Source organism: Metasolibacillus meyeri (assembly GCF_003049505.1).
Lineage (GTDB): Bacteria > Bacillota > Bacilli > Bacillales_A > Planococcaceae > Metasolibacillus > Metasolibacillus meyeri.
Genome location: NZ_PYWN01000032.1, coordinates 1 through 17,373, shown reverse-complemented (window position 1 = coordinate 17,373; position 17,373 = coordinate 1). Strand labels below are relative to the sequence as shown.

Here is a 17,373-nt window from a genome sequence, read left to right as displayed (position 1 = left end):
GTAGCGAATGAGACGAGTGGGAATACTAGGCGGTACATTCAATCCACCACATTGTGGTCATTTGCTGATGGCGAATGAGGCTTTTCATGCGCTTAAGCTAGATGAGGTGCGCTTTATGCCGAATGCCATACCACCACATAAAGAAATGCATAACTTGGTAACGGATGAGCAAAGGGTGCAGATGCTTGAGCTTGCTATTTCAGAAGTACCGTATTTCAGCATTGAAAAAGTTGAGCTAGAAAGTGGCGGCATATCATATACGTATAATACGATGTGTTTATTGCAGGAGCGCGAGCCTGATACAACGTTTTATTTTATTATTGGCGGCGATATGATTGATTCGTTGCATACATGGTATCATATTGAAGAGCTTGTCTCGTTCGTGCAGTTTGTCGGCATTAAGCGACCAGGTACAGCAGCAAAAACGATGTATCCAGTACAGCTGTTAGAAACACCTGAAATGAATTTATCTTCTACAGTGATTCGTCAGCGCTGTCAACATGGTGGTCCATTGAAGTATATACTGCCTGAAGCGGTAGAGGCGTATATTCGAAAGGAAGGTCTTTATGGAGCGCGAAAAACTACTTAAGGCAATAAAACCACGCATGCCAGAAAAGCGTTATATTCATACAATCGGTGTGATGGAAACGGCGATTGGCTTAGCGCAGCGCTATGGTGAAGATAGTAAAAAAGCAGAAATCGCAGCCGTTTTGCATGATGTAGCGAAATATGCGGATGAAGAATGGATGCGAGATATTGTACGCACACATTCTCTTGGCTCCGATTTAATTGCTTGGGGAACTGAAATTTTACATGGACCTGTTGGTGCGTGGGTTGCGCAAACTGAATTTCAAGTGGAAGATGAAGCCATTTTAAATGCGATTCGCTTCCATACGACAGGACGCGCGAATATGACGAAATTAGAAGAAATACTTTTCATAGCAGATATGATTGAGCCAAATCGCAAATTCCCTGGTGTAGATGCTTTACGTGAAATTGCGCAGCAAGATTTAAAGTTAGCGATGCGCGCATGTATTCAGCATTCAGTGGCACATTTAATAAAGATGGAACTGGCGATTTATCCACGATCAATTGAATGCTATAACTACTATATTTCGATGGAGCAGAAGCCCTCGCTTCAATAAATTGCAAGATGAATACGTAGATAACAATGAATTTAGCGAGTATCTAAACGCTTGCTAAATCAAAATAAAGCCTCTGGCGGATGTCACCGATTTTGAAGAGAAGACTGCACGATGCAGCTCAGTTAACCGTTGGCGCATATTGTGACTGAGCTAGCTCGAAGAAATCTGGACTAAAGTTAGCCGAGGTGTAATAGATTAGGGAGGACTAAAAATTAATGAATGAAACATTATTACAATTAGCATATAAAGCGGCAGATGATAAACACGCGGAGGATATTGTTGTATTAAATATGGGCAATATTTCTTTGTTAGCGGACTATTTTATCATTTGCCACGGGAATTCAGATCGCCAAGTACAGGCGATTGCACGTGAGCTGCAAGAGAAGGCACACGAAAATGGCTATGAAGTAAAGCGTATGGAAGGCTTTGATACAGCACGCTGGGTTTTAGTTGATTTAGGCGATGTTGTGGCGCATGTATTTCATAAAGATGAGCGTGCTTATTATAATTTAGAGCGTTTATGGGGAGATGCACCTCAGTTGGACGCACCTGAATTATAATGGCAAGCTACGCACGATTTGCGGAAGTGTATGATGCGTTAATGACAGACATTCCATATGACGAATATTTGGAATGGGTGAAAACTTACGCACCGCAAAGTGAGTATCCAATATTATTAGATATTGGATGTGGAACAGGAGTTTTAGCTGCTTTGTTTGATGAGGCAGGCTATCAAGTAAGCGGTGTGGATGTATCAGAGGAAATGCTAATGATTGCAAGTACTCGCTTTGCAGAGGCGAATAAATCGATTCCATTGATCGCAATGTCGATGGAGCAGCTAGAAGGCTTTCAGGAGCTCGATGTAGCGATTATTCCGATTGATTCGATTAATTACGTACGCGAGGAGCAGGCTGTTATAGAGACGTTACAGCGTATTTATGACAGCTTGCGCCAAGGTGGGCAATTATTTTTCGATGTCCACTCGCTTTATAAAATGGATGAAGTCTTTTTAGACAGTCCATTCACGTATGATGATGAGGAAATTGCCTATGTTTGGCATACGGAGCAAGGTAAAGAAGCCCACTCCGTTTATCATTATATGACGTTCTTTGCCCAAACAGCGAACGGTTTATATGAACGTTTTGACGAGGAGCATTATCAGCGCACATTTGCCCCACAGCAATATGAGGCATGGTTATGTGCTATCGGCTTTAACGAAGTGCATCTAACAGCAGATTGGTCCGTGGAGGCACCAAAGAAGAACAGCGAGCGTATTTTTATTCGCGCGGTGAAATAGGAGGTTGTCTGGATTTTTCCAGACAGCCTCTTTTCATTCATCGAAAAATTTTGTATAGTTAAGATAGCTCCATGTGAGACCTCTTTTGGAGAGATATAATATGCAACGATACCTTCAAAAATACGGAAAAAGAGTGCTATTCCCCATTGCACTCATCATTGGACTCCTCTATTTTTTTCTTCAACAAAACAATTCAGCCGAAGTAGAAATCATCCATGCAGTAGAAGAACAGCCGATTCACAATGAGATAGAAGAAATAACTGTCGTTGTTTCAGCCGTTATCGTCGATATAAAGGGACAAGTGAATTTTCCAGGTGTTTATGAGCTAACGGAAGAGCATCGTATTATTGATGCGATTCAATTGGCAGGTGGCTATACGGACCAAGCAGATACAAAAATGATTAACCATGCGCAACGGTTGCAAGATGAAATGGTTATTTACGTGCCTTTTCAAGGTGAGAAAGTAGAAGAACATGTGAATAGTATAATCCCTCAAAATAGAGCCTCAACAAAGGTCAATATTAATACGGCTGATGAAGCGCAGCTCATGACCATTCCCGGTGTCGGCCCTGCGAAAGCGCAGGCAATTATTAGCTATCGCAATGAGGCGGGAAAGTTTCAGACAATCGAGGATATCAAAAAAGTATCTGGCATCGGTGAGAAATCATTTGAGCGTATAAAAGATTTAATTGAAGTCAAGTGACACCCCATTGCGTCAACTAGGCGAAAAGACTAAACTAAAGTTAAGAAATTTTGGAGGTTGTCATATGGAGCGTATTACATGGGATCAATTTTTCATGGCACAAAGCCATTTATTAGCGTTAAGAAGCACATGTACAAGATTAGCGGTTGGCGCCACAATTGTTCGGGAGAAGCGCATTATTGCAGGTGGCTATAACGGCTCGATTTCAGGTGATGAGCATTGTATCGATAAAGGTTGCTATGTCGTCGATCATCATTGTGTGCGAACAGTTCACGCGGAAACGAATGCGTTACTGCAATGTGCCAAATATGGTACGCCTGCGAATGGGGCAGACTTGTATGTCACGCATTTCCCGTGCCTTCCTTGTACGAAAACAATTATTCAAGCGGGCATTAAAAATGTTTATTATGCAAAGGATTATAAAAACAATCCGTATGCATTAGAGTTGCTAGCGAAAGCAAGTGTCAATGTCGTGCATATTCCATTTAATGAAGCGAAAATCGACTTTTTGCAAGATGAAAAATTGCAGCTGCTTTCGGAGATGCTTGAAAAATTGCGTAGCCACGGTGCTTCTCAGGAGGAATTAGATCCTTTAGAAGAGAAGGTGAACGAACTTTTTGGGCAATATATTAAAAAATAAATGGTTATACTACGCCATGACGGTTCTCATTGCAGCAGGAGCAGCATTTGAATCCGCATGGCTTTTTTTATGGCTTGTAGCACTAATCGCTTTTTGTTATTATAAACGGCTACCATTCGTCCATTTGATTGCACTTGCTATTGTTTGTGGTGCGATGTACGGCTACACATTGTGGCAAATGGGTAAGCTATCTGAGCCTTTAACAGCCCCTATAACGCTTCGTTGGACGAGCGAGTATAAAGTAGACGGGGCATCATTGCGCGGCTTTATGAAGGACGAGAAGGGGCGTAAAATATATGTGCATTACACATTTCGCAGTGAGCAGGAAAAACGCTACTATAATGAGCAATCATTAGCTGGGCAACGTTTTTTTGTTGAAGGACAACTTGTGCTACCAGAAATGCCTGCACATGCATATAGCTTTGCGATGACACATTATTTAAAGAGCAAGCATGCACTTGGTGTACTTGAAATTTCCTCTTGGCGTTTTATAGATGTGCAACATTCCTTTACAAGCTTGTTAGCACAGCAACGCTTTGGCATACTGCGACATATTGAAAAAACGTTCCCACCATCGCTTGTGACAGAAGCTCAGGCGTTATTAATCGGCTCGCAGGAGCAGGTTGATGCCGATTTGACTCGGGCGTACCAAAAGCTCGGTATTACGCATTTATTCGCCATCTCAGGCTTACATGTCGCACTTATTTCTATGCTATTTTTTGAAGTGTTGTTACGGTTGCATGTACGCAAGGAGCTAGCGACAGTATTGTTGTTAGTTATTTTACCTGCCTATGCGCTATTAGCAGGCGGAGCGCCATCCGTTTGGCGTGCGGTTTTAGTCGTTGAGGTCGTCATGCTCGCACGTTATTTGAAATGGCAGTTAAGCGCTCTAGACGCCCTTTCTATCTGCTTCATTCTGTTTCTTATTTGGCAGCCAGCCGTCTTTTATCAAATCGGCTTTCAATTATCTTTTTTAGCAACGCTCAGTTTAATTTTATCGAGCAAATTGCTGGCATCGATGCAAGGTGTATTGATGCAAACATTGATGATGACATGCGTATGCCAAGTGCTCGTTTATCCGTTGTTATTGCTGCATTTTTATGAGATGAGCCTTTCCTCCTTTCTCACCAATGTTTTGTTTGTACCGCTATTTTCCTTCGTGATTTTACCTTTGAATATTGTATTTCTTATTTTGACATATGTATTGCAACCGCTTGCATCGTTGTTATTTTTCTTATATGAGCCGTGTCGCAACCTTTTGACAGAAGGAATTTTTTTCGTGCAAAGTATGCCTTATCAAATGTGGGTTGCAGGTAAACCCTCAATGATAGTGGTTGTCCTCTTATTTTGCAGTGCTTGTCTTACGCTATATTATTTTCAATTACAGAGATGGCGACTTGCGCTGTTCGTATTGATTGTGCCAGCTCTTATTGTGCAGCTCTTACCTTATACGAATAAACAATTGCTCGTTTCCTTTGTAGATGTTGGACAAGGAGATTGTATTGTTATTGAGTTACCTTATCGGAGAGCAGTTTATGTCATTGATACAGGTGGCTTGTTACGTTTTGAGCAGGAGGCATGGAAGCAACGTCATACCGAGTATGAAGTCGGTCGTCAAGTGGTTGTACCGTTTTTAAAAGGAAAAGGAATTGGCAAGGTTGATAAGCTGATTTTAACGCATGCGGATGCCGATCATGTTGAAGGGGCTGAGGAACTATTGCGCGAAATCATTGTGCGAGAAGTACATGTCTCACCTCGCTCATTGGAGAAGTCCGTTATGGGAGATTTTTTACAGGAGGCAGCAAGTAAAAAGTTAGTAATTCGTGAACAAATGGCTGGAGATGCTTGGCAAGCGGGAAAAGCTCAGTTTCGTTATTTATGGCCAAAAGATGTTGCGTATGAAGGAAACAATGACTCACTTGTTTTGTTGATGCAATTCGATGAGCTAAAAATATTATTAACAGGTGATTTAGAGCGCGAAGGAGAACTAGCATTAGTGCAAACAGCTTATGAGGAGATTCGCGATGTAAGCATATTAAAGCTCGGCCATCATGGCAGTAAAACATCGAGCATCGATGAATTTATTGAAGTGACTAATCCACAATTAGCGATTATTATGGCGGGCAAAAATAATCGCTACAATCATCCACATCCAGAAGTAACTGAGCGTTTACAAAGCCATCAAATTGCATATTTGGTAACTGGCGAAGTGGGGACAATCACTATCCAATGGGATGGAAATCAGCTCACCTATACCCATTTCAAAGAATGAGAAAAAGACTTTGTCATGGTACGACAAAGTCTTTTTTCATAAATTAGCGAGAAGCTACTTCTATAACCATCGCGATGATGAACATTATTGTGAATACCCCAAAAGGTACGACGAAGCCAATACCAGCGTCGATTGCATCATTGCGTTGAGAAGCGCGACCACGCCCTTCGAACGGGTTTTCAGTTACGTAATTTGGGTCGTTATGTCCTGCCATATATATCCCTCCTACTCCCTTACAATTATAAGTCAAGCTATTGTAAAAATCTATATGCAATACAATTTTCGTCGCTATAGTGTATGTTCATTTGTCGCAATTTAAACACATTCAAAATCTGTCACATTTGCTAAAGTGAGATAAAGTTTTTTGACACACGGGATATGGTGTAAGATCTTATCTTCTATGGATTATTGAAAGGGGAATACTTTGCTTTTTAGGTGGAGTCTACTGTCCGTTAATGCGGGATAAATGCTATACTGAGAAGGAAGATGTAAAAGAGGAGTTTCGCGATGATTACGAAAATTTGGAACGATATAAAGAAAGGTGATATTGCACCTGTCTATTTACTTGTTGGTGAAGAAACATATTTTATAGATGAGACGGTTAAGCGCTTAAAGGAAGCACTAAGTGGACAAGAGGAAGTAGAGACGATTCCTTTTGATTTAGCTGAGCGACCTGTAGATGTCGTGATAGATGAAGCAGATACAATCCCGTTTTTTACAGATAGAAAGCTAATTGTTGCTAAAAATGCTTCGTTTTTAAAGGTGGCTGAAAAAGGAAAAGAAAAAATCGAGCACGATTTAAAGCGCTTGGAAATTTGGCTGTCTCATCCTACTGATACAGCAGTAACCCTTTTTATAGCACCATATGAAAAATTAGATGAGCGTAAAAAAGTGACAAAGTTAATGAAGGAGCGCGCTATTTTCATTTCGGCTGAAACACCAAAGGAACAAGATTTATATGTGTGGATGAAGCATGAAGTAGAGGCGCATGGAAAAATCATGGGGGATGCTGCTGCCATAAAGTTGGTGGAAATGGTTGGTGCAAACATGCTACAGCTAAAAGCAGAGCTAGAAAAAATGGTGCTTTATTTAGGTGAAGAACATGAAATAACAGGTGAGCTCATCGAGGAGCTTGTCGCAAAAACATTGGAGCATGACGCCTTTAAAATGCTGAATGCTTATTTAGGCAATCGACAGGCGGAGGCCTTAACGATTTATCATGATTTATTGCGTCAAAAAGAGGAGCCGATTATGCTTGTCGGCTTGTTAGCATCCAATATTCGGACGATGAGCCAAGCGTTTTATTTGTTGACAAAAGGCTATCATCCACAGCAAATTGCGAAACAGCTAAAGGTCCATCCGTACCGTATCAAAATGATACTAGAGCAGCGCAATCGACCATCAGCAGAGCGTTTATTGCAAGCGTTAAACGCGCTCGCAACCGTAGACTTACAATTGAAATCGACGAGCAGCAACCGCGCCCGCGTATTGGAGCTATTTTTAATGAAACCTCTTCTTTAGGAAGGGGTTTTTTCTGTGGAATTCCAAGGTTGAGGGAATTTGCAGATAAACTGGGGAAAATGCAGATAACTGAGGAGATCCGCAGATAAATTGTAGGAAAGCGCAGATAAAATGTAAAATCCGCAGATAAACCGTGAGAAAGCGCAGATAAAAGGTGAAATCCGCAGATAAGCCGTGGGAAGGCGCAGATAATTGGGGAAACGCAGATAAATCGTGAGAAAGCGCAGATAAATTGCGAAATTCGCAGATAAACCATGAGAAAGCGCAGATAAAATATGAAATCCGCAAATAAATCCTAGAAAACCGCAGATAATTTGCGAAATAGCATTTAAATCATGAGAAGAAACCTAATTAAGGTAGCTCTCTAAATAGTTCTATTCTCTAAATTTCAAGGATAAAACGAAAAAAGGTCAGCTACGAGTGCTGACCAATGTTTCATGATTACGCTTTTTTAGCTAAACGTGATTTTGTACGAGCAGCTGCGTTTTTGTGGATAAGCCCTTTACCAGCAGCTTTATCAACTGCTTTAGAAGCAGCAACTACTAATTCTTGTGCATTTTCAGCACCAGCAGTTAAAGCTTGCTCAGCTTTTTTTACTGCAGTACGCATAGCAGATTTCGCTTGAGAGTTTGCTTCGTTTGCTTTTGCGTTAACTTTAACGCGTTTGATAGCAGATTTAATATTTGGCATAACTTTCACCTCCTAAATATTAGGTACGAGATGAGTATCTTCTCACTTATTTCATGTGTCAATACAACAAAAATCATTCTACCAAACCACAGCAGTAATTGCAATACATAAATGCAAAGAATATTTACTTGACAGTTTGACCACACTAAAAATGAGGTGAAAATATGGAACAAGTAAATTGGGGAAGAACAGATTTAGTAGATGAAGCAGAGGAAGTTTTAACGTATGAAACGCAGCAACAAAAGGAGAAAACAGCACGTCAAAGTGGTGTTGTCATGGAGGAGCTGAAGGAGCAACGCGTTGAAATAACAAAGGTAACGGTATCGCAAGAAGGTGAAAAGCAAATTGGCAAAAAGCAAGGCACTTACATTACATTATCAATTCCGACACTTTACCCGAGCGATACAGATGGCTTTACACAATTACAGGAAGTTTTGCAAAAATATATTGCCATGCTATTGGAAGATATTCAATATAAAGCGCCAAATAAAATACTCATTGTTGGGCTCGGCAATAAAACGATTACGCCAGATGCGATTGGACCAATTGCAATTGATGAATTGCAAAGTGCTTTTTCAGAAAATCCAAATGAGCAATTTATTATGTACGCACCAGGTGTAACGGGGCAAACGGGCTTTGAAACAAGTGAATTTGTGAAAGCATTAGCGGAAAAAATTAAGCCAGCTGCCGTTATTGTTATTGATGCGTTAGCGACAAGAAGTAGCAAGCGACTTTGTCGAACGATTCAATTAACAGATACAGGCATTCATCCAGGGTCAGGTGTTGGCAATCAACGTGCAGAAATTTCGCAGGAAGTGCTAGGTGTGCCTGTTTTAGCTATCGGTATTCCAACTGTTGTGGAGGCGACAGTCTTGCTAGCAGATGCAGTCGATACTGTATTTCGCACAATTGCCACACGTATTAGCGAGCGTGGCAAGCCATCGGGCAAGCTTTCAGTAACAGGCTGGCGCGGAGATACAAAGGATGCAGATTTAAATTTAGTCAAGCCGATTTTTGGTGAGTGGTCGACATGGTCGATTGATGATAAAAGGCAGCTTTTCGAGGAAGTATTTCATGCACAGGAGCGCTTTATCGTAACGCCAAAGGAAGTCGATATATGGCTCATGCAATATGCTCTTTTAATCTCAAATAGCTTATTCGATTTAACGAATTCCTAAGTTCTAAATAGTCCCCTCCCTCCATAGAGTAGTGGAAGGAGGGGGTGCAAGCGATGAAAGTGATGCAACGCTTTTTGATACTGCTCTTTATTTTATTTTTGCTACCAATTTTGATAGGACAGCTTCCTTTTCCGAATAACCAAATGGCTGTAAATGAACCGAAACCAGCACCTGAAAAAAAGGTCGTTTATGCCGCTGCAACAAATTTAAATCCGCTTCCTGTAAATACTACACCAAAGCCTTTGGAGATTCTTTTTGTTTATACCCATTCTCATGAAGCTTACAAGCCCGCTGTAGAAAGCAAAACGGGCATGCAGGCAGTATATGATGAACAAACAAATATTTTCTCAATGCAGCAAGCGATGCTCAATCATTTTCAATTGAACCATTTAAAAGGAACTGTACTCGATGTAGATGTGATGAATGTAATGAAACAGCAAGGTTCAGATTTTCATCAAGCATATCGGGTTGTACGCCCTTACATTAAGGAAGAGCTTACAACAAATTTATATGATTTGGTCATCGATTTTCATCGTGATGCAGTCGGGCGAAAGGTGACAACATTAGAAACGCCTGAAATGAATTTTGCGAAAGTGGCGTTTGTGGTTGGTTTAGATCATCCTGGCTACGAGGGCAATTTAAAATATGCAGAAGCACTCCATACAGCAATGGAAAATATTGTGCCAGGTATTTCAAGAGGTGTAATGAAAAAATCGGGTGCGGGCGTAGATGGTGTGTATAACCAAGATTTATTTCATAAAATGCTGCTAGTCGAGCTTGGCGGCATTGATAATACAGAGGAAGAAATTTTACGTACGGTGGCGGTATTAGCGCAAGCGATTGCGAAAATTAATGCAGGCGAACAAAGTGGTGTCTGAAAGAGTGCCACTTTTGCTTTATTCCGTATAAATCCCATCGAAATCATTAAAAATTTACGCACAGTTAATGCATGAAATTTTCAATGAAACAGTGCGCGATGAAGTGATGGAAGAGGCGATTTCTTGGATTGAGAGAAGAGTGTAAACTAAAAAGATGGTTAGCTTTTGGCTGACCATCTTTTTGAGCTTTATGCTAATTCCTTATTAATTTCAAATTGGGCTTTGGAGCTATTAGCAAAATTAATCCAATCATTCATAGTGTGAGTAGCTTGGTCCTTCACTAAAAGCTCTACAATATCTAAATGAGAGACCTTTGTTGTGAGCGGTTTTTCCATACCATTAATTTTAGCACCGAACATTTGCTTTGCTAACTTATAGACAGATAATTCTGAAGGTGATATGATAATTGTATCCTTAGGAAACTATTTTATTTCTTAAGGAAACAAAGGAAATGGGGGAATTAGCATGGGAGAAACAATGTTAGCATCATTTGATGGTACGAAGCTTTATTTGAAAAAGGATTTAGTGGACAATGCGAAGGCAGCTGTTGTTGTCGTCCATGGCTTGTGTGAGCATGCAAACCGCTATGATTATGTAACAGAGAAGCTAATTGCGCGCGGTTTTAATGTCTATCGCTTTGACCATCGTGGACATGCTCGGTCAGAGGGCAAGCGCATATTTTACAGTGATTTTAATGAAATTATTGATGATGTCAATAGTGTTGTTGATGTGGCTTTACAGGAGAATCCAAATGTTCCTGTGTTTGTGATTGGTCATAGCATGGGGGGGTTTGCGACTACGGCTTTCGGTACGAAATATCCTGGCAAAGTGAAGGGAATTGTCTTGTCGGGGGCATTGACGCGTTATACGAAAAAGATTTTCGGTGAAACGCCGATTGACCTTCCTTTAGGCACGTATTTGCCAAATGAACTTGGCGATGGGGTTTGTGGTAATCCAGAAGTGGTAACCGCTTATGCTAATGATCCACTTGTTGAAAAGCAAATCTCTGTTGATTTATTAAACAACCTGATTGAGGGTGTAGAGTGGTTGAAAGTCAATGCGCAGCAATTCATCGACCCTGTTTTCATTATGCATGGGGCAAATGATGGTATTATTAGTGACGAAGATTCGCTTATTTTATATGGGGATATTGCTTCAACAGATAAATCGCTAAAAATTTATGCACATTTAATGCATGAAATCTTTAATGAAACTGCTCGTGATGAGGTAATTGAGGAAGCCATTTCCTGGATTGAAAAGCGCATATAACAAGTTCCATCTCTATTCTAATGATATGGTGGTGTGATATGATTCAATAAAGTGAAGCAGGGGACTTTTCCTTTGTCTCACCACTCGCAAATGCGGGATAAATTTAAGCAAGGAAAAGGTTTATTTTATGAAATTAGAATGGATGGGTAATCATCGAGCTTTAATAGAAAAGATGATTAAATATGGAAATGCTTACTCTAACACGTATAAGCGGCAGTTTACTTATGGGACAAATATACTGCTGACTGCTTCACAAATTCAAACCTTAGAATATATTATTGAAGCGGATGATGAGGATCAGAAAATGTCTGAAATGGCGGAACGTCTAGGAGTTAGTCGGAGCGCTTTTTCTAAAAATGTCAAAAATCTAGCGGAAAAAGGTTTGCTCGAAAAATATCGCTTAAGTGGCAATCGCAAAGATATTTATGTCAAGCCTTCGAGTGAAGGCTATGCATTGTATCAACAGTATACGGAGTACATCTTAAAAGAATGCTTCGATGACATGTTCCATATCGCAGATCGAATTCCTGAATCTGCTAAGGAAGATTTTATGGTATTGCTTGATCGTTTTTCCGATACGTTAATTCACTTTAGTGCGAAGAAGGAAACGCCGCAAGAGCTAGTTATGATGGATGAGGAATAGGGTGGGGGCATGTCCGAAAAGTGACATGCCTCTGTTTTTGGTTTTGCGTGTGTATCTCAACGTAAATAGGTGTTGGTTGAGCGAATTTGTTTATTCGTTGGGCAAATTGTTACTTTTGAACTGGGTAAATCAACTGTCGAGAAAGCTGCTTCCTCGCAGTTTTTTGCATTCATCAAAGCACTTGACGTATACTAAAATAGAAAAATAATAAGATGGAGGAATTATGAAAAAGAAACATAGTAAATGGAGAATTGTACATTTAGTCACGATGATTTTTGTTTTATGTCTATCAACAATTGCTGTTCATCCAGCATCAGCAAGTACAACACAGCCTAAGAGAGAAATGCGTGCGGTATGGATTTCAACAGTATTGAATATTGATATGAAAGCAGGCATGAATGAGACGCAATATACGGCTTGGGTACGTCAAACATTGGATCAATTAAAAGCCAATAAACTCAATACGGTCATTTATCAAGTAAGGCCAACAAATGACGCAATGTATCCGTCAAAGCTAGCACCATGGTCAACTTACATAACAGGGAAAAAGCAAGGGACAAATCCAGGATACGACCCTTTAGCGATTATGGTAGAGGAGGCACATAAACGTGGGATGGAATTACACGCATGGATGAACCCATATCGTGTGACAATGTCTAGTCAAAAATTAACGGACCTTGCGCCTGATAATGTTGCAAGAAAAAATCCAGGCTGGGTTGTGAAATATGGCAAGCAATATTATTTAAATCCTGGTTTGCCAGAGGTGCAAGATTACTTAGTGAAAACCGTAAAAGAGCTAGTAGCTAATTATGATATTGATGCCATTCATATGGATGATTATTTCTATCCGTATAAAATTGCGAAGGAAGCCTTTCCAGATCAAGCAGCCTATAAAAAATATGGTGGTTCCTTTAAAAAAGTCGAGGATTGGCGACGAAATAATGTTAACCAGCTTGTGAAAAATCTTTATATAGCAATTAAAGATACGAAGCCACATGTTCAGTTTGGTATCTCACCATTCGGTGTATGGCGTAACAAATCGCTTGATAAAACAGGAAGCGATACACGAGCAGGTGTCAATAATTATGATGATTTATATGCGGACGTAAGAACATGGATTAAAAATGGGACGGTCGATTACATTACGCCACAAATTTATTGGTCAAGAACATTAGCTGTTGCAAAATATGGGACGCTTCTTGATTGGTGGAGTCATGAAGTGCAAACATATGCGAAGACACACCCTGTGAATTTATATATTGGGCTTGCGGATTATAAGGTAGGCAATGACAGTGATGCTGCATGGAAAAATAAAATGGAGCTGCCAAGTCAAATTACGGCGAACCGTGCAGAAAAATCAGCAGCTATGGGGCAAATGCATTTTTCTTTGAAAAGTATGCAAAACAATAAACTAGGCTATGCAACAATTGTCAATCAGCAACTCTATAACTATACGGCACTAACACCTGACATATCTTGGAGCGGTGACACAATACCTGCCGAGCCAACTTTTGTACAGGTGACGAAGGAAGCAGCTGGTCGCAAAATTGAAATTATAGATGAAAACATAACACAGCCACGTAAGTATGTCATTTATCGCTTTATGGGCAACGAGGAAGGCTCTTACGAGGACTCTAGAAATATAGTGGATGTTGTTTATAATACGAATGGCTTCACAACATTTGTGGACAAGACAGCCCTTGCTAAGCGTAGCTACACATACGGCATTATGGCGGTATCTGCTACAGGTGTAGAGAGTGAGACGGCTTTTGTAGTAGTGGAAGACGAGTAGAACATTTTTGACATGAGTACAGGAATAGCTAGCCTAGCTATTCCTGTATTTCTATGAAGGGAGAACATATAAGTAGAGCTAATTGCTGATAATCGCAGTAAATTTCAAAGAAAAATAAAGCGTATTAAAGCACACTCGATGATTTACTTACATAGGATTTTTGCTTTGAATTGGGCATATTAGCGTCATACATATCTCTGAAATGTTGATATAATCGCATTTCCATTCAGTCTAATGTTGTGCTTTGTGTGTTGTTCATAGTATAATTTAAAATAGTTTACACTTAGGAGAGAACAATTATATGAACCGAGAAGAACGTTTGAAACGCCAAGAGAATATCCGAAATTTCTCGATTATTGCCCATATTGATCATGGGAAATCAACATTAGCAGACCGACTTTTAGAATCAACAAAAACCGTGACACAGCGCGAAATGAAATCGCAATTGCTAGACTCAATGGATTTAGAGCGTGAGCGTGGCATTACGATTAAATTAAATGCAGTACAGTTAAAATATGTAGCAAAAGATGGAGAAACATATACATTCCATTTAATTGATACACCGGGACACGTCGACTTTACATATGAAGTATCGCGTTCCTTAGCCGCATGTGAAGGTGCTATTTTAGTTGTCGATGCAGCACAAGGTATCGAAGCACAGACACTCGCGAACGTTTATTTAGCATTAGATAATGATTTAGAAATTATGCCTGTTATTAATAAAATCGACTTACCAGCGGCTGACCCAGAGCGCGTCAAACAGGAAATTGAAGATGTGATTGGTTTAGATGCATCGGATGCAGTTTTAGCATCAGCGAAAGCAGGTATCGGAATCGAAGAGATTTTAGAGCAAATCGTTGAAAAAGTGCCAGCACCTACAGGTGACCCAGAAGCGTCACTACAAGCGCTTATTTTTGACTCTGTTTACGATGCGTATAAAGGTGTTATTATTTCAATTCGAATCATGAATGGTACAGTAAAGCCTGGCGATAAAATCCGCATGATGGCAACAGGTGCAGAATTTGAGGTAATTGAGGTAGGAATTCATACACCAAAAGCAGTACCACAAGCGGAATTAACGGTTGGAGATGTAGGTTATTTAACGGCATCGATTAAAAATGTAGGCGATACGCGTGTGGGGGATACGGTAACATTTGCAGGCAATAAAGCGGCAACCGAAGCGTTACCAGGTTATCGTAAGTTAAATCCAATGGTATTCTGTGGTTTATACCCAATTGATACAGCGAAATATAATGATTTGCGTGATGCGCTAGAAAAATTAGAGCTAAACGATTCTGCCTTACAATATGAGCCAGAAACTTCACAAGCGTTAGGCTTTGGTTTCCGCTGTGGTTTCTTAGGCTTACTGCATATGGAAATCATTCAAGAGCGTATCGAGCGCGAATTTAATATCGATTTAATTACAACAGCACCTTCTGTTATTTATGAAGTATTTATGACAGGTGGCTCGTCGATTCGTGTGGATAACCCATCAATGATGCCTGATCCACAAAAAATCGACCGTATTGAAGAGCCATATGTAAAGGCAACAATTATGGTGCCAAATGATTATGTAGGCGCAGTAATGGAGCTTTGCCAAATGAAGCGCGGTAATTTCATGGGGATGGATTATATCGATACATCACGCGTTAGCATCCAATACGAAATTCCACTTTCTGAAATCGTTTATGATTTCTTTGACTACTTAAAGTCAAACACGAAAGGCTACGCATCATTCGATTACGAGCTAATTGGCTACAAGCCATCCAAGCTTGTAAAAATGGATATTTTATTAAACGCTGAGCAAGTCGATGCACTTAGCTTTATCGTACACCGCGACTTTGCTTATGAGCGTGGTAAAGTAATTGTAGAGAAGTTGAAAGAATTAATTCCAAGACAGCAATTCGAGGTCCCTGTCCAAGCGGCAATCGGACAAAAAGTTGTGGCTCGTTCCACAATCAAAGCCATCCGTAAAAACGTACTCGCTAAATGTTACGGCGGTGATATTTCCCGTAAACGTAAGCTTCTTGATAAGCAAAAAGAAGGGAAAAAGCGCATGAAGCAAGTTGGCTCTGTGGAAGTACCACAGGAGGCCTTCATGGCAGTTCTGAAAATGGACGATAGTAAATAGTAGGTATATCAAGGGTTTGCTCACTATCTGCTATTCAAAGAGAAAGAAAATAGTAGGGCTATCCATCATTAGAAAAATACGTTATATGAAAAGCCGTAAGCATTTAGTTGCTTACGGCTTTGATTTAGTTTTAATAAAGTTTATTCAAACAAATGCCCAGATGCTCATTATAAAATTGAGTACCTAGGCATAGTTGTTTATTTTTGAATTTTCACGTCGTTGAAACGGTAATCTTCAAAATTTGCATTTAATACAATATTAATTTTATCAGCTGTTACAGGTTTAAAGAAAATAACTGACTTTTCAGTCACGCCAGGTTCAATAAAATTGGCTGCGTGAGGTACGTCTTTATCGTAATATCTGTCAAAATTAAAGTCGAAATCAAATCCATGTTGTTTTCCGTTCGCTACGATTTTTGTTAAGCTATCGCCAGTCATAGCTTCCTTCTTAGATTTATTAATGTATGATACATAAACCTTTAAAGAATCTGCATCTTGAACAATTTTGTCGATTCGAATCGTTACATCTTTGATTGTTTTTGTCAGACTGCCTTGTGATGCAGGAGCGTCTTTTTCTGGTGCTTTTGATGTAACGGCATAAGTCTTAGTCTTGTCATCATATGTAGCCTTCCCACCATACAAGCCTACAACACTATCTAAAGGTACATACGCTTTCTTATTGATAATTTGCACATCAACCTCTTTATTTTTGCCATCAAAAGTAAATTTATACTTTGTTGCGGCATATGTTCCCATACTAAAAGCTAGGAATAAAGCAAACACACTAATAATTACTGCCATGGATTTTTTCATTAAAATTCCTCCTTTTGTTCCATTTTAGGTAATTTGGCATGATTTGTACATAGTAAAATAAATTTATATTATGAGAATATATTGATTATAATAAGCGAGCATTTCAACTATAGATACCTTAGGAGTACTTTGGAGATTAATTTCTTTGAGGTATTTCCCCATCGTTTACATAAAATAAAGCTAGATTTTTAAGAGTGAAAGTAAATAAATATGAAAAAAGGGGTGTCCAAAAAGGTAGCACCTTTTTAGACACGCGCCTATTTTGAGCTTAATTAAGCGAATGGGTTGTCTTACGGGCGAATTTAGCTGTCTTGCGGGCGAATCGTTACTTCTTAGCTATAAATTTCAAAAACATTCGCTTCATCGCCTTTTCTTTCAATGAATAAATCAGCTGGATTTTTC

Annotated in this window: 17 protein-coding genes; 14 read left to right on the top strand and 3 right to left on the bottom strand. The window is 39.7% G+C overall.

What is annotated here, in order from left to right; genetic code table 11:
- Nucleotides 1–7 precede the first annotated feature (7 nt).
- The 7 genes from C9J34_RS04920 to C9J34_RS04890 all read left to right on the top strand — a co-directional run bounded on the left by C9J34_RS04920 (nt 8) and on the right by C9J34_RS04890 (nt 6,057).
- Complete coding sequence (locus C9J34_RS04920) at nt 8–589, top strand: nicotinate-nucleotide adenylyltransferase (protein WP_107838750.1); 582 nt, start codon at nt 8–10, stop codon at nt 587–589.
- Nucleotides 567–1,145, top strand: coding sequence for a bis(5'-nucleosyl)-tetraphosphatase (symmetrical) YqeK (gene yqeK / locus C9J34_RS04915; protein ID WP_107838749.1), 579 nt, complete (start codon nt 567–569; stop codon nt 1,143–1,145). The genes C9J34_RS04920 and yqeK overlap by 23 nt, the downstream gene beginning before the upstream one ends.
- A gap of 215 nt (nt 1,146–1,360) precedes the next feature.
- A complete protein-coding gene (gene rsfS, locus C9J34_RS04910) occupies nt 1,361–1,705 on the top strand; it encodes a ribosome silencing factor (protein ID WP_107838748.1) in 345 nt (114 codons plus the stop codon).
- Complete coding sequence (locus C9J34_RS04905) at nt 1,705–2,442, top strand: class I SAM-dependent DNA methyltransferase (RefSeq protein ID WP_107838747.1); 738 nt, start codon at nt 1,705–1,707, stop codon at nt 2,440–2,442. Before rsfS ends, C9J34_RS04905 begins: the two co-directional genes overlap by 1 nt.
- 100 nt (nt 2,443–2,542) lie before the next feature.
- Nucleotides 2,543–3,145: a helix-hairpin-helix domain-containing protein gene (locus tag C9J34_RS04900; RefSeq protein WP_107838746.1), complete on the top strand. Its 603-nt coding sequence runs from the start codon at nt 2,543–2,545 to the stop codon at nt 3,143–3,145.
- 64 nt (nt 3,146–3,209) lie between these two features.
- The gene (locus tag C9J34_RS04895; protein WP_107838745.1) at nt 3,210–3,785 is read left to right on the top strand and encodes a ComE operon protein 2; all 576 of its coding nucleotides are present in this window, start codon (nt 3,210–3,212) and stop codon (nt 3,783–3,785) included.
- A complete protein-coding gene (locus C9J34_RS04890) occupies nt 3,763–6,057 on the top strand; it encodes a DNA internalization-related competence protein ComEC/Rec2 (protein ID WP_238600568.1) in 2,295 nt (764 codons plus the stop codon). Before C9J34_RS04895 ends, C9J34_RS04890 begins: the two co-directional genes overlap by 23 nt.
- Before the next feature lie 43 nt (nt 6,058–6,100).
- Here the strand turns inward: C9J34_RS04890 and C9J34_RS04885 are convergent, their stop codons facing one another.
- Nucleotides 6,101–6,271 (bottom strand): YqzM family protein, encoded by a 171-nt coding sequence (locus C9J34_RS04885; RefSeq protein WP_107838744.1) that lies wholly within the window; start codon nt 6,269–6,271, stop codon nt 6,101–6,103.
- Between the two features lie 293 nt (nt 6,272–6,564).
- Between C9J34_RS04885 and holA the strand changes: the two genes are divergently transcribed.
- Nucleotides 6,565–7,578, top strand: a complete 1,014-nt coding sequence (gene holA, locus C9J34_RS04880; RefSeq protein WP_107838743.1) for a DNA polymerase III subunit delta — start codon at nt 6,565–6,567, stop codon at nt 7,576–7,578.
- Between the two features lie 441 nt (nt 7,579–8,019).
- Here the strand turns inward: holA and rpsT are convergent, their stop codons facing one another.
- Nucleotides 8,020–8,268 (bottom strand): 30S ribosomal protein S20, encoded by a 249-nt coding sequence (gene rpsT / locus C9J34_RS04875; RefSeq protein WP_107838742.1) that lies wholly within the window; start codon nt 8,266–8,268, stop codon nt 8,020–8,022.
- A gap of 164 nt (nt 8,269–8,432) precedes the next feature.
- Here rpsT and gpr point away from each other — a divergent pair, with 164 nt between their 5' ends.
- The 6 genes from gpr (at nt 8,433) to lepA (ending at nt 16,159) form a co-directional block, all read left to right on the top strand.
- Nucleotides 8,433–9,446: a GPR endopeptidase gene (gpr, locus tag C9J34_RS04870; RefSeq protein WP_107838741.1), complete on the top strand. Its 1,014-nt coding sequence runs from the start codon at nt 8,433–8,435 to the stop codon at nt 9,444–9,446.
- Between the two features lie 53 nt (nt 9,447–9,499).
- On the top strand, nt 9,500–10,324 hold the full coding sequence (gene spoIIP, locus C9J34_RS04865; protein ID WP_107838740.1) for a stage II sporulation protein P: 825 nt from the start codon (nt 9,500–9,502) through the stop codon (nt 10,322–10,324).
- Between the two features lie 465 nt (nt 10,325–10,789).
- Nucleotides 10,790–11,593, top strand: a complete 804-nt coding sequence (locus C9J34_RS04850; protein ID WP_107838739.1) for an alpha/beta fold hydrolase — start codon at nt 10,790–10,792, stop codon at nt 11,591–11,593.
- A 127-nt stretch (nt 11,594–11,720) separates the two neighbouring features.
- Nucleotides 11,721–12,236 (top strand): MarR family winged helix-turn-helix transcriptional regulator, encoded by a 516-nt coding sequence (locus tag C9J34_RS04845; RefSeq protein ID WP_107838738.1) that lies wholly within the window; start codon nt 11,721–11,723, stop codon nt 12,234–12,236.
- 223 nt (nt 12,237–12,459) lie between these two features.
- Entirely contained in the window at nt 12,460–14,028 is a 1,569-nt protein-coding gene (locus C9J34_RS04840) for a glycoside hydrolase family 10-like protein (protein ID WP_107838737.1), read from the top strand.
- A 301-nt stretch (nt 14,029–14,329) separates the two neighbouring features.
- On the top strand, nt 14,330–16,159 hold the full coding sequence (lepA, locus tag C9J34_RS04835) for a translation elongation factor 4 (RefSeq protein WP_107838736.1): 1,830 nt from the start codon (nt 14,330–14,332) through the stop codon (nt 16,157–16,159).
- A 197-nt stretch (nt 16,160–16,356) separates the two neighbouring features.
- On the opposite strand, the gene C9J34_RS04830 is transcribed toward lepA, so the two are convergent.
- On the bottom strand, nt 16,357–16,971 hold the full coding sequence (locus tag C9J34_RS04830) for a hypothetical protein (protein WP_107838735.1): 615 nt from the start codon (nt 16,969–16,971) through the stop codon (nt 16,357–16,359).
- Between the last annotated feature and the right edge of the window lie 402 nt (nt 16,972–17,373).